Genomic DNA, 13,791 nt, shown 5'->3' with positions numbered 1-13,791 from the left:
AGGAACTGTCCACATTCCTTGACACAGCCCACCCAGGCTCAAGTGGAGCCGTTCATTGTTGTACCACTCGACCCACGCGGCGGTGGCGTACTCGACGTCGGCGAGCGTCTTGTACGGCCCGTCGTGGGCACTCGGCCTTGTACAGTCCGTTGATCGTCTCCATGAGCGCGTTGTCGTAGGCGTCGCCGAGGCTGCCGATCGACGGTTCGATGCCCTCCAGCGCTAGGCGTTCGGTGAACACCCGTTCCGGGTGGAACCGTTCCGATCTGCCCGGTGAGCCTGCTCCTCCGTGTCCGGGCGGAGTCATCCAAACCGCACGAGCGCATCTCGGGAAAGATCTGCGACGCTGGCATAGCCGTTGAGGCCCATTGTCAGGTCTGTTTCGGCGAGAAGGCAGGAGAGAACGAACTCGATACCGGCCTGACCTCCGATGGCGGCGCCGTAGCCGTACGGACGGCCGATGCCGACGGCGGTGGCGCCCAACGCGATGGCCTTCACGATGTCAGGGCCTGAGCGAGGACCGGAGTCAAAGATCACCGGCATTCCGTCGGCGGCCTCGACGACGGCCGGCAGCAGCTCAAGGGCTGGGGCGGTAGCGGCCTGCCGGCCACCGTGGTTGGAGCAGTAGATACCGTTGACGCCCCCGTCACGAGCGCGGCGCACGTCGTCAGGATGGCAGATGCCCTTGAGTAGCAGCGGGAGGTCGGTGAGACTGCGCAGCCAGGCAAGGTCTTCCCAGGACAGGGCTGGGTTGCCGAAGATCGAAGCCCAGTGCATGGTGGCGGCACTCAAATCCTCCTCAGGTGGAGCGATAAGCCGTGAGCGGAAGACCGGGTCGGTGAAGTAGTTGGCCAGGCAGTAGCCGCGCAGCTGTGGGAATGTTGCGTGCTGCAGGTCGCGGGGTCGGTAGCCTAGGGTCCACGTGTCTAGGGTGACCACGAGGCCGCTGAAACCGGCGGTCTCGGCGCGGCGCACCAGACTCTCGGCGATCTCCCGGTCGTTCGGCGTGTAGAGCTGGAAGAACCCGGGAGTGTCGCCGAGTGCGGCGGCGACGTCCTCCAGTGGGTCCTGCATCAGGGTCGAGGCCACCATCGGCACGCCCGAAGCGGCCGAGGCAGCAGCAGTGGCGAGGTCGCCGTGCTCGTCGTCGGTCATCACACCGATTACGCCGATCGGTGACATCACAAGTGGGGTCGGCAGCCGGTGGCCGAACAACTTGATCGACAGGTCGCGCTCAGCCGCGCCGGCGAGCATCCGCGGCACGATTCCCCACCGCTCGAAGGCGGCGACGTTCGCGCGCTGGGTGTGCTCGTCGCCGGCCCCGCCAACCACGTAATCGAACAGCCGGTGCTCCAGCTTTTCTCGGGCTGCCGCTTCCAGACCCGCGAAGGTCACAGGGTACGGCGGCGGGTTGTCGCCCTGGAGCCCTGCGAAGTAGAGCCCGAGATTGAAGTCCGCGTAGTTGGCCATGTTGTCTCTCGTTCCTAGTGTCGTTAATCCGCCGTGAATGGCTCGTAGAGTCGGAGGACCCCCGCGAGAAGTCGAGAACGGCTGGGAAAGCCAACCGCTCCACGAGGGGCATCGAGGATGCCTTCCTCCACGAATTCCTGGGCGTTGCCGCTTCCTCGCAGGGCGACCGCGAACCTGGGCGACCATCGCGAGATCGACGACGAACTCATGGCCAGCTGTTGCCAGCAGTTCGGTAAGAACCGCGCGGTCTCATGGCGGACGCCTCGTCCTTCTGAGCCAAGGTGGCCGCAAGTTCCAGGTGGCGGATCGCGTATACAGGGTGAACTCAGTGAGGATGAGGAGGAACCACTGTCGACCGTCGTCGGACTGGCGGGTCGCGAGCCTGGCGAAGCGCTCGAGTGGATCACTGGCACCAGAAGCCTGTTCAAGGAGAAAAGGTAACCGCGTGAAGTCTGCGGCGCGTCACTCGTGCGCAGGTGCTTCGACCGCCCAATGCAGATTTCCGCTGTGAGTAACTGCTCCCCTGTCGGCAGAGCCCACCAGCCGTGCGTACTTTTCGGAGGCGCCGGCTAGAGCCGTGTCCCGGACCCGTGGAGTCAGATCGCCTCGACGACGCTCCAGCTCGTCAGTGTCGACCAGCAGGTCGATCGTCCCGGCCACCGCGTCGATACGAATTCGATCACCGTCCTCGACGAGCGCGATCGGGCCACCGTCAGCAGCCTCCGGGCAAACGTGTCCGACACACAGCCCGCGGGTTCCCCCAGAGAACCGCCCGTCGGTGACCAGGGCCGTCTTTCCCGCCATCCCCTGACCGACAATCGCCGATGTCACGCTCAACATCTCCCGCATGCCCGGCCCACCCTTGGGGCCCTCGTTACGGACGACGATGACATCACCCTCGGAGTACTCGCGCCGCCGGACAGCGCGATACGCGTCCTGCTCGCGCTCGAAGACCCGAGCGGAGCCCTCGAACGTCAGCTCCGGGGCCGCCGATACCTTGATGACCGCGCCGGCTGGAGCGAGACTTCCGGTCAAGACGACCAGTCCGCCGGACGCGCGGATGGGATCGTCAGTGCTTCGCACTACCTCACCGTCGGGTTCGGCAACATCCGCGAGCGCGGTGGCGAGTGTTCTCCCGTCGAACGCCAATGCGTCACCGTGGAGGTAGCCGCCGTCCAGCAGCGCTTTGAGTACCACGGGGACTCCCCCAACTTGGTGTAGATGGTGCGGCACGTACGGACCGCCGGGAGTAAGCGCGGCGATGTGTGGCGTGCGGCGAAACACCTCTGCCAGATCCGTCATCCGGAAATCGATTCCGGCTTCGTGGGCGATGGCGGGCAGGTGCAGTGCCGCGTTCGTCGTACCCCCGGTGGCGGCCACCACCGCAGCCGCGTTCTCGAGACTGCGTCGGGTCACTACCTCACGCGGCAGCGGACCACCCCGTCGCAAGTTCTCCATCAATTGCTCACCGGCGCGGCGTGCCACTGCCTGGCGCTCGGTGTATGCAGCGGGGATGGTAGTGGTTCCCAGCGGGGCGAGCCCCAGAGTCTCCGCGTAGGCGCCGCCTGTTCCGGACGAGAATTGACCGGGGCAGGACCCGACGGTCGACTGGACTGCGCGCGCCATGTGTTCCACCTCGGCGGCACTCGTCAAGCCCGCCTGCACTTTGCCGATGCCTTCGAGAACCGCTAAAGGATTGGTGGGTTCGCCATCGACGAACCCGAGTAGCATCGTCCCTCCGTGCAGGAACAAACTCGGCACGTTCAGCCGCACCATCGCCATGAGCATGCCTGGGATCGTCTTGTCACAGGCCCCCACACCAACCAGCGCGTCGTACTGCTGGGCACGCATCACGATCTCCACCGAATCCGCGATGGCTTCCCGCGACATGAGCGAGTACCGCATGCCTTCGTGATTTTGGGTGAGGATATCGGACACGGAGATCGTGGAGAACTCCCGCGCTGTGCCGCCGCCGACCTCGATACCGAGCTTCGCGGAATCGACCTGCGGCTTCAACGACATCGAACACGGGCTGACTTCCCCCAGCGTATGAGCGACACCGACAAACGGCTGCTCAATCGCCTGGTCGTCAAGGCCGGTCGACCGCAGCTGATATCGGTGCAGCGCGCGTTCCACACCTTGGGTGACGATCCGGGACCTGTAATCAGACATGACATTCCTATCTAGTGACAAGGAGGCGGGACAAAGAGTGGTACGACATGTGTGAGCAGTCCCTCGCTCACGTGTCGGTCAACGACGGTTCGGGCTGCATGGTCGCACCACCTCGGGGCGCGACGACTGGGGTGACTAACGTGCCATCTGCCACGAACTTTTGAAGGTTGTCGAGGAATAGATCGGCCATCGCGGCGCGTGTCTCCTTTGTTGCGCTTCCCAGGTGCGGCAACAACACGGTGTTGGCGAGACTGCGCAGCTCCTCCGGCACGTTCGGCTCGTCGACGTACACATCGAGGCCGGCTCCGGCCAACCCGCCATTGCGGAGTAATTCGACGAGAGCCTGCTCGTCCACGAGGCGCCCGCGAGCGATGTTTATCAAGTAACCATTCGCGCCGAGAGCATGCAGCACTTCGCGGTCGATCATTCCCGTATTTTCTGGGCCGCCGGACACGGCAACGATCAACGCATCGGATCGCAACGCCAACTCGTTTAGGCTGCCCACGTACGGATATGCCACGTCCGGTACGGGCCGTCGACTGTGATAAGTGATCGGGCACCCGAATGCAGAGAGTCTAGTTGCGATAGCCCGACCGATCCGGCCGAGTCCCACGATTCCGATGTGCATTCCGCTGACATTGCGGGTCGTCGGAAACGGCCCGTCTGGCCACCGCCCGGCCCGAACGTACCGGTCCGCCGCCGAGAATTCGCGCACGGTGTCGATCAACAGGCCCACCGCGGTGTCGGCAACGCATGCATCTAGGACGCCTGGCGTGTTACTCACTCCGATGCCGCATTGCTGGGCGTGTTCGATATCAATCTTGTCGACACCCACACCGAGGTTTACCACGACCTTCAACCGCGGCAGCCGATCCATCAGAGCCGCGTCGACGGTGCCCAGTGACGAGCACGCGACAACCTCGATTTCATCGATGGACGCGGCGCTGTCGGACAGTACCGTGACGTTGAACTTCGCGGACAATGCGGCCGTAACCTCCGGTGGGAAAGGCTCCACCAATAGGATCTGAACCGACCCTGCGTCCCGCGTCACGATGCGACTCCGTCGAAGAACCGGCTCCGCAGCGACGCGAGCTGTGTCTTGTACTCGTCAACGTTGGCCAGTTTGACGTGTTCGTAGCCGCGCACCACGTCCGGGGCCGAGGCGATTTCTACAGCTACTGCATGATTGTCGGCACAGATCGCGCCGCAGATCTCGTCGACTACATCAATGTACTGATCAACCAACTCCCGCTCGAGTCGACGCATGTGTGTGTACCCGAACAGGTCGAGGCGTGTGCCGCGCACTTTTCGCGCCGCACGCAAAGCGGCATATACGGGCGTGAACCATGGCCCGAGCGAGATCTTCTTCTTCATTCCCATCGCGCGCAGGATCGGCGGATGCAGTTTCCATGTGACCCTCGCCCGGGGTCCGTAGTCACTTGCGATCTTGCTGCGTTCAACAGTATCGAGCGCGAGGCGTGCCACCTCGTACTCGTCCTTGTAGGCCATTAGCCGATAAAGGCCTTTTGCGACAGCCATGGTGAAGTCTTCACCGGGACTGGCGTCGCACTCCGCGGCACGGGCCCGGGCCACCACCTCGACGTAGCGACGCGCATACTCAACGTTCTGATAGTCGATCAGGTCTTGGGTGAAGCGAGCAATCGTGTGCCACAGTTCGGTGTCGCGCGCGGCCCCGGTCGACTCCACCAAGCTCGCCGCGGTAGCGCTCGGTGTCTTCTGCTGCTCGGCTACCGGGCCCAGCTTTGCGAGAGCGTCGTCGAGCCCGGCCGGATCGCCGACCGACTGGCGTCCGCGTCGGAACGCCTGGAGGTTCGTCTCCACCGCGACGCCGTTGATCTCGATCGCCCGTTCGACAGAAGTGGCCGACAGTGGCAGCACACCCGACTGGTAGGCCACGCCGACGAGCATCATGTTCGCGTACTGGTCGCTGCCGAACAAGTCTAACGACAACTTCTGTACGTCGATATAGGTGTTGCGGCCCGCACGTGTGCGGGCGTCGATCCGGCCGGTAAGGGGACCGTGATCGATGAGCGCAGTTTCGGGATTACGGATCATCGCGCCGCTCGGGACGTCAGCCGTCGACACCACCGCGACCGTGCGCTCCGGATCCGCGACGACCAGATTGTCCGGACTGCCCGCGACCAAGACGTCGCATCCCAGATACAGGTCGCAGGTCGCCGTGGAGATCTTGGGCGAGAGCGAGCGCCCAGCCCGGGTGAACTTGACGTCGCTCACCACGGGTCCCGCCTTCTGTGACAGACCCACTTGGTCAAGACTGCGCGGGGTCCACCTGTCCATGTATCCGGCGACAGCAAGCGTCTGGGCCACGGTCACGATGCCGGTGCCGCCGATCCCGGTGATGCGGATATTGAACTCATCCGGCGCGGCGATGGCGCCAGTCGGATCGGAGAGCGCGTCGCGGTCCAGGGGCGCAGCGGTCGGACGTTGTGGTCCGGCATAGTCGCCGTCTGGAACGATCTCCATGAACGAGGGGCAGTCACCGGCCATGCACGTGAAGTCGGAGTTGCACGAGGCCTGGTGGATCTGCGTCTTACGGCCGAATTCGGTGTCGACCGGCACAACAGACAGGCAGTTGGACTTGCGGCCACAGTCTCCGCAGCCCTCACAGATGCGCTCGTTGATGACCACTCGCATGGCTGGTTGCGGGGCCTTGCCACGCTTGCGATCCCGGCGCAGTTCCGCCGCACAAGGTTGGTCGTGGATCAGCACAGTGGTGCCTTGGATCGACCGTAGCTTTTCTTGCAGGGGCAGCAGTTCGGCTCGGTCGTGGACGGTGGTTCTGGCCGGTAGCCGCACGCCCCTGTAACTTTCAGGATGATCGGTCGTGATGTATACGCGCTCAACACCCTCCGAAACCAGTGTCCGGGCGAGCGTCGGCACCGTGTACTCACCCACAGCGTCCTGACCGCCTGTCATCGCGACCGTCGAGTTGTACAGCACCTTATATGTGATGTTGGTCTTGGCGGCGATCGAGGCCCTGATCGCCATCAACCCCGAATGCGACAGCGTCCCGTCGCCGAGATTCTGGAAGATGTGATCGGCATGGACGTACGCCTGCTGACCAATCCACTGGGCTCCTTCGCCGCCCATCTGGGTGAGACCGGTGACATCACCGACCTGCTCGGAATCCATAAACGTGGTCATTCCGTGACAACCGATGCCGGCGCCAATAAGCGAGCCCTCGGGGGCCTTCGTCGAACTATTGTGGGGGCATCCGGAACAGAAGTACGGGGTGCGAGAGGCAATCGTCAGGGGAAGAAGAAGCGTCGACGGCGTAGCCAACCGGCGAACCCGATCACGGACCGACGCCACATCTCTGCTCGCCAGAATCATCGGAGCGAGGACCTTGGTCGTCGCGTCCGCGTCGACTCCGCCGTGGCTCGGCAGAAGCGCCCGCCCCTGCTCGTCGGTCTTGCCGACCACAACGGGGCTATTTCTGGACCCGTAGAGCACTTCCTTCACCAGGGTCTCGAGATAAGGTCCCTTGTCCTCGATTACGAGCACCTTGGTCAGCCCGTCCGCGAACTGCTGCACGATTTGCTCGTCCAAAGGCCAAACCATCCCGACCTTGAGAATCCGGATGCCAGCCGCGGCCAAATCGTCGTTTCCGGCCAAACCCATGTCCGACAATGCTTGTCGAACCTCAAGGTAAGGTTGCCCCGCTACCACGATACCCAGAACGTCATCGGATCCAGAGGCCACGATCTGATTCAGTCCGTTCAGGCGTGCGTATTCAAGAGCCAGCGGTAGACGCACCTCCAGCAGGTTGCGTTCTGCGGCCACCGCGGTCTCGGCGACCGGTTTGGTCGATACCTGATGTTCGTAGCGGCGTCCGCCGACGAGCGGGAAGACCGGATCGAATCCGTCCACGTCCGTTTCGACCAACGTCAACGAATCCGCCACGTGCGTAGCAATCTTCATGGCCACCCAGGCCCCGCTCGCCCGCGACATCGACACCCCGTGCAGACCCCATTGCAGCACCTCCTGCGCGTCGGCCGGCATTAGCGTCGGGACCAGAGCCGAGCGCAGTACCGTTTCGGAACCGCACGGCACGGTCGAGGACTTCGCGGTCGCATCATCACCGCAGAACGCCAAGACACCGCCGTGCGCGCTGGTGCCCATCAGGTTCCCGTGCCGGATCGCGTCTAGCGCCTGGTCGACACCGGGCGCCTTGCCGTACCAGTAACCCGTGACCCCCGCATACGGCGAGCCCAGCTGCCCGACCGATTGGGTGCCTTGCACCGCGGTGGCAGCCAGGAACTCGTTCAGTCCGGGCACGAAGTCAACGCCGTGCTCGGACAGCAACCCCGAGATCGGCCGCATCGTGAAATCTAACGTCCCCAGCGGTGACCCCTGGTAGCCGCTGACGAAAGAACGGGTGTGCAGATCGTTCCGTGCGTCGACTCGACGCATGTCGAGCGGCACTCGGCACACTGCTTGCACCCCGGTCATCAGTACGGGTCCGTTAGTGGCGGCAAATCGGTCGGCGAGATCGACTTGGCGGGGCAGAACATCCGCGTCAGACATCAGCGACATTGTTGTAGCACTCTCCTATGACTGGTCGTAAACACGAAGTTAAGATGGTCCGATCCGAACTCCCATGGATAAATTGCGTAAAAGGAGAGCTCAGATTTGTGCAATGCGCAGAAGAACCATTTGCAGCTCGCTGCATTGCTCGAACAGGTCACCGACAGTTCCTCTACCCTGACCAACCTCGTCGTGAGCCGCATTCGGTCTGAAGTGCCGCACTACTCGGTGGTTCCCCTGCCGTCTCATCGCGAAGCGGTGGGGCGCCAGGTTGTCGGCATCCTCGCGGGACTTCGGGAGCACAGAACGCCTAGTGCCTCGCAGATCTCGGACGCGCGGGATCTGGGCCGCCAGCGGGCGACGCAGGGCATCGCGCTCGGCGATGTTATCGAGGCGTATCACGTTGCCTACCGGGAGATTTGGAACGAGCTGCTGAAATTGGCGCGGACCGAGAACGCGGGCCACAGCGAACCACTCCTCGCTGCCGTGGCGTTGCTGTGGAACTGGTTCCACCGGTTGAGTGCGGCGGTCGCTGAGGCGCATTCCGACGAACTTCGTACGACGTCCACGACGCGGGCAGTAATTCAGCGAGAGTTTCTCGAGGCCTTGGCCACAGGAAATGCCCCGCTGCACCCTGGGCTCGCGACCGTACTCGGCTTCGATCCGGACGCGCCCTTCCAAGTCGCCTGCCTTGAGGGTCTTCCACGACACCTGATCACGAATCTTGACAAGGAACTCGCCGACAGCGGCGGGGCGGTACTGTACGACGACGAACGAACGGTGGTGGTTCTGCAAAATCACCCTGCGTCGGACTTTCTGCAAAGCATGCACGCGCTCGCCGCCTCCGCAATCGCGGGAATTGGCCACGTCCGCACCGGGATGTCGGGGGCGGCAGAGAGTCTGAAGGATGCCCAGCTGGCGCTGGACCGAGCCAGCCGACTCGGACGCAGCATCACGCTGGCCGACGATTGGCTTATGGCGGCCCTCGATGATTCGGCCGGTCATCTGACCCCTCTTCTTCAACACGGCACCGAGGTGGCCGCCAGTAATGATCGACTTGCCGAGACGGTGCGCGCGTTCGCTACCAGCGGTTTTTCTCTCTCGGTCTGTGCGCGGGAACTACGGGTCCACCCGAACACGGTGAAGTATCGACTGGATCGCTGGCGGGACCTGACCGGGTGGGACGTGCACACCGTCGACGGCCTTGTGGCGTCGCTGCGCTGCCTCGAAGGTTGACAAGCGCACCGCTGCGTTATTCATCGTCCCGACGACACCACCTCGTCCGGAATCGATGTCTCGGTCGTCACAGACGCACCGCTGAGCCCCCGGCGGCTTCCGAGCAGGACGAGCGCAGCCACGACCAAGACTCCACCAATGATGTACATCGGGACGTCGAAGGTCCCCGTCCGATCCTTCAGGTATCCGGCCAAGTACGGTCCGATAAACCCGCTCAGGTTCGCGAAGGAGTTCATCAATCCGATGCCGGCAGCCAACGCCATTCCCGTGAGAATGCTCGGCGGGACCGCCCAGAAAGTGGACGTTGCGCTCAGCACGCCCGACAGTAACAACGCGATGCCCACGAGCATGACATAGGGGGACGAGTTGCCCAGGACGGCGATCGTGATACCGGCTGCGGCCACCAACATGGCAATCGCTGTGTGCCAGACACGTTCGCCCTTACGGTCGGAATGTCGGCTTGCGAGAATCATCGCGACCGTCCCCACAGCGAACGGCGCCGCAGTAATGAAACCAATTTCGACGAGTGAAAACTCGACGCCCCATTCCACGGACATCGCGCTGATCATCTGCGGGAGGAAGAAGGACACGCCGTAAAAGCCGTAGAAGATACTGAAGAGGACGGCACTCATGGTGACTATCCGAATATCCTTGAGCGCGCTGAATAGCCCGCGGTGCCCTTTTGTTGTTCCCTGCCGGCTAGCAATTACCTGAGCCTCGTCATTTAGTGAACGTTGCAGCCAGCCCCGTTGCTCGTCGGTGAGCCACTTCGCTTCTGCTGGACGACTAGTCAGGTAGAAGAATGTGACGACGCCGATGATCACCGTCGGCAGCCCCTCGAGCAGGAACATATTCCGCCAACCCGCAAGGCCAAAGAGGCCATCGGCGTGCTGGATGATCGCCGTCGAGAGAGGCCCACCGAGCACCGACGATAGTGGGACCGCTATGTACAGCAACGCGACGATGCGCGCCCTGTGACGCTCCGGGTACCAGTAGGTCAGGTACAGGATAAGGCCAGGCAGAAGTCCCGCCTCGGCGAAACCGAGCATAAACCGTGCGATGAAGAAGTGCGTTTCCGTCTGGACGAATGCTGTCGCAGCGGAGACCGCCCCCCACGTGACCGCGATGCGAGCGATCCAGATTCGCGCTCCCACCTTGTGCAGGATCATGTTGCTTGGTACTTCAAATATGAAATACCCGATGAAAAACAGGCCAGCGCCGAAGCCGTATGCAGCCTGGCTCATGCCCAGATCCGCATTCATCTGCAGGGCAGCGAAACTGACGTTTACCCGATCGAGAAAGTTGAGAAAGTAGAGCAGGACCAAAAACGGAAGCAGACGTCGAGTGATACGCCTGATGGTTGCCTTCTCGATTGCACCGCTCTGATCGGTGGCGATGTGATGGGCCACTACCCACCCTCCTATTGTGTAGACGGCACTGAAGCCGTGATGAGGACGCCTAACTGTCCCGATCAGTGAACGCGAGTGTGCTGGGCACGACGGCGCGCTCCCGTGATCGGGGAGTCTGATGTGTTGCTGCTATCTGATCCGGTACCGCGCAAGCTCAACGACGTGGGGACACCGGTGTCGCGGAAGTTGCGAAGTCTGCGACCAGTTGCGTGATCGTTTCGGGAAATTCGTCGACAAGAAAGTGGCTAGCGCCCGCTACCGTTCCGCCGGTTACCAATTCTGGCCGGGAAGAGAGTTCTTGCCAGACTTCCACCGGAGAACGGTTAGCGCGTGCAACCATTCCGTTCGCTCCCCACGCGACGTGGCAGGGGCAGTCGATTAGCCGTCCAGCCTCGCGACTCTGCGCATCATGTTGCAAGTCGATTGTGGCAGCCGCACGGTAGTCCTCGATAGTCGCTAGGCGACGCGCCGGTTCATTAAACAAACGTTCGTACTCGGCTAACGCTGACGGGTGGTAAGCGTCGCCTTTGGCACCGACGGCACTGCGTCCAGAGATGCCCAGCACCGAATGCAGGTATCCTATTGGATCAGCCGCCAGGAAACTCTCCGGCAGCCCACTGGCCTGGGGAAACATGAACCAGTGGAAGTAGGCAAGGGCGAGTTCGGCATCGACGTTTGCGTAGACCCATTCCGTCGGCATGATGTCCAACAAAACGATCCCGGAAACCGCGTCGTCGAAGTCCAGAGCCATACGATGCGCAGTGCGGGCACCGCGGTCGTGTCCGACGACGACGAATCTGTCGAACCCGAGTTGCTGCATTACCGCCACCTGGTCCGCCGCCATGGCGCGGAAGGAATGCGGTGAGTGCGTGGAATCGACGTCGGGCAGAGCGGACTCACCATATCCGCGCAGGTCCGTCACCACTACGGTGAAGTGCTCGGCCAAAGCCGGAGCGACCCGATGCCACATCACATGTGACTGCGGAAACCCGTGCAGAAGAAGAATCGGCTCACCAGTTCCCGCCTTTGCGCCATGGATGGTTAAGCCATCACCGGTCATTAAGTCGAAGGACTCGAAACCCGGAAAAAGTTCCCGTGTCACCGCGCTCATTTGCCTCTCCTCTGTAGGACACCTTAGGTCAACGTGTGATGTGCACCACTAGACTGAGGTTCCCACGGCCGCCTGCGGAAGGTCTTTGCAAAATACGAGAAAACAGCACGGCGTTTTGGGGATTTCCGGAGGAGGCCCCCATCCCATGGACTTTCTCATTTCCGGCTTGCAAGCCGCCCCAACGGCAATACCGCTGGCCCCGAGGGCAATGCCGGGCGGCCCCAGGCCTCTAAACGCTCATGGTGGATGTGTACCGCCAGATACTCGGCTGGCGGTTTGGGGGAGTGCGATGTCGTCGTCGGAGAAGATCGCCAGGGCTTTTGGGGTGCTCAGTCCGCCGGCTCGAGGCGTGAGTAGCACCGAGGACCGGGCGGGGTGGAACCGTTTCGATCTGCCCGGCGAGCAGACCATCTACTGCGCCAGTAGCGCCGAGGGCGCGTACGGCGAGCTGCTGGGCGCGTTAAAGGTCGGCGGCCCCTACCGGGCGCAGGAGTATCTCGATGATCCGGGCGCAGAGGATCTCTACGCTCTGATCGCACGCGACTTCAACGATCTGGGGGTTCGGCCACCCGGCGTGGTCGACATCCACTGGTTGTACGCCCACCGCTTGTACACGGTGGCACTGCCGGCATCGGGATGGCTCGTGGAGATCGAACACGCACGCACCATCACCTACCTGGCCTCGCATATCCCGCTGTCACTGTGGGAGCGAGGGATCGACGAGATCACCGTCGCGCAGACGCGAAGCGGGGACCGTCATCTGACGACCGAACTGGCCGCCACGCTGGCAGCCGCCCCCCCCTCGCCGGCGGCGTACAGGCGCTGGGCATCCACTACTACTCCAAACACGGCACGCACTGGTCCTGCTGGGCGGTGTGGCTGCGCGAGGGCGTCGCCGACGCTCTGGACGCAGGTCCGGGCCAACCGGTCGCGCCGCCGGCCGACAATGCCGCATTGGCAGCCGTGCTGGACATCTACAACCTCACCGCCCGATAGCCTCAGCTTCCATTCGCCGCGAGCCCTCTGGCCGGCGCCCAGCGGCCCCATCTGACTCGTCGCCGAAGGCGTCCGCACCGACGGACACTCATTCCCCACGGTCGCCGCGTCACGCCTCGCGCGGACTACCCACCGAGCGCGGGATGCGGTAACGTTGGTAACTGGAAGCGTTACCGGTTACCCGTTACCGTCTACCCGAACCGGAGGGACTGTCATGTCGACGTCGGAGAAGATTGCTCGCGCCTATGGGGTGCTCCTCGCGCGGGGCGAGAAGGTCACCGTGCGGGCCGTGCAGCGCGAAGCGGGGGTGCGGATCGGCGAGGTGGCCGCGTGGATGCGCGAGCATGCCGGCGGGGCGGCCGCGGATGTGCCGGCGGCGCCGGATTTGTCGGAGGCGATGTCGGCGATGGTGGCCTCGGTGTGGGCTGCGGCGTGGAAGCGGGCCGCGGAGCAGGCGGACGAGGCGACCGCGGTGGCGCTCGATGCTGCTCGCGCGGGTGAGGCCCACGCCCTGGAGGCGGCCGAGCAGGCTGGAACAGAGCGGGACGATGCGGTCGCATCCCGCGACCTGGCACTCGGCGAGCTCGAGGGAATGCGCGGCGAGGTCGAGCAGCTGCGCGGCCAGCTCGAGGAAACGCGCCAGGACGCCGCCGTCGCACGCACCAAGGCCGAGGAGTCCGACCGGGCACGGGTCCGGGCGGAGGCCACCTCAGACACACTGCGGGAGGTGCTGGATTCGCTGCGCGAGGCCGCCCGCACGCCGGAACATCCGGGCGAGTCCTAGCGGAGCTCGCCAGGGCACGTGGGGCACTGACTGTCGGGGGGGGG

Annotated in this window: 9 protein-coding genes and 1 pseudogene; 3 read left to right on the top strand and 7 right to left on the bottom strand. The window is 63.5% G+C overall.

Annotated features, from left to right (window positions below):
- The 5 genes and pseudogenes from G6016_RS05375 to G6016_RS05355 all read right to left on the bottom strand — a co-directional run.
- Positions 1 to 238, bottom strand: a pseudogene (locus G6016_RS05375) (integrase core domain-containing protein); the annotation flags it as partial.
- Between the two features lie 65 nt (positions 239 to 303).
- Positions 304 to 1,470, bottom strand: coding sequence for an alpha-hydroxy-acid oxidizing protein (locus G6016_RS05370; protein ID WP_182631662.1), 1,167 nt, complete (start codon positions 1,468 to 1,470; stop codon positions 304 to 306).
- 462 nt (positions 1,471 to 1,932) lie between these two features.
- Positions 1,933 to 3,642 carry a dihydroxy-acid dehydratase gene (locus tag G6016_RS05365; protein WP_182631661.1) on the bottom strand — a complete coding sequence of 570 codons (1,710 nt, stop codon included), beginning with the start codon at positions 3,640 to 3,642 and terminating at the stop codon, positions 1,933 to 1,935.
- A gap of 67 nt (positions 3,643 to 3,709) precedes the next feature.
- Positions 3,710 to 4,693 (bottom strand): 2-hydroxyacid dehydrogenase, encoded by a 984-nt coding sequence (locus tag G6016_RS05360; protein WP_338403525.1) that lies wholly within the window; start codon positions 4,691 to 4,693, stop codon positions 3,710 to 3,712.
- Complete coding sequence (locus G6016_RS05355) at positions 4,690 to 8,211, bottom strand: indolepyruvate ferredoxin oxidoreductase family protein (protein ID WP_241729791.1); 3,522 nt, start codon at positions 8,209 to 8,211, stop codon at positions 4,690 to 4,692. Before G6016_RS05355 ends, G6016_RS05360 begins: the two co-directional genes overlap by 4 nt.
- A 105-nt stretch (positions 8,212 to 8,316) precedes the next feature.
- On the opposite strand from G6016_RS05355, the gene G6016_RS05350 reads away from it, so the two are divergent.
- Positions 8,317 to 9,447: a PucR family transcriptional regulator gene (locus tag G6016_RS05350; RefSeq protein ID WP_241729789.1), complete on the top strand. Its 1,131-nt coding sequence runs from the start codon at positions 8,317 to 8,319 to the stop codon at positions 9,445 to 9,447.
- Between the two features lie 20 nt (positions 9,448 to 9,467).
- Here the strand turns inward: G6016_RS05350 and G6016_RS05345 are convergent, their stop codons facing one another.
- Both G6016_RS05345 and G6016_RS05340 read right to left on the bottom strand, forming a co-directional pair.
- Positions 9,468 to 10,856: an MFS transporter gene (locus tag G6016_RS05345; RefSeq protein ID WP_182631659.1), complete on the bottom strand. Its 1,389-nt coding sequence runs from the start codon at positions 10,854 to 10,856 to the stop codon at positions 9,468 to 9,470.
- 154 nt (positions 10,857 to 11,010) lie between these two features.
- Complete coding sequence (locus G6016_RS05340) at positions 11,011 to 11,967, bottom strand: alpha/beta fold hydrolase (RefSeq protein ID WP_182631658.1); 957 nt, start codon at positions 11,965 to 11,967, stop codon at positions 11,011 to 11,013.
- A 349-nt stretch (positions 11,968 to 12,316) separates the two neighbouring features.
- On the opposite strand from G6016_RS05340, the gene G6016_RS05335 reads away from it, so the two are divergent.
- Both G6016_RS05335 and G6016_RS05330 read left to right on the top strand, forming a co-directional pair.
- On the top strand, positions 12,317 to 13,018 hold the full coding sequence (locus G6016_RS05335; protein WP_182631657.1) for a hypothetical protein: 702 nt from the start codon (positions 12,317 to 12,319) through the stop codon (positions 13,016 to 13,018).
- A gap of 159 nt (positions 13,019 to 13,177) precedes the next feature.
- Positions 13,178 to 13,747, top strand: coding sequence for a DNA-binding protein (locus G6016_RS05330; protein ID WP_182631656.1), 570 nt, complete (start codon positions 13,178 to 13,180; stop codon positions 13,745 to 13,747).
- The last annotated feature ends 44 nt before the right edge of the window (positions 13,748 to 13,791 follow it).

Origin of the sequence: Dietzia aerolata, assembly GCF_014144865.1 — a bacterium.
GTDB lineage: Bacteria > Actinomycetota > Actinomycetes > Mycobacteriales > Mycobacteriaceae > Dietzia > Dietzia aerolata.
Note: the sequence above shows the minus strand (reverse complement) of the source record. Positions and strands in the feature narration are given on the sequence as shown.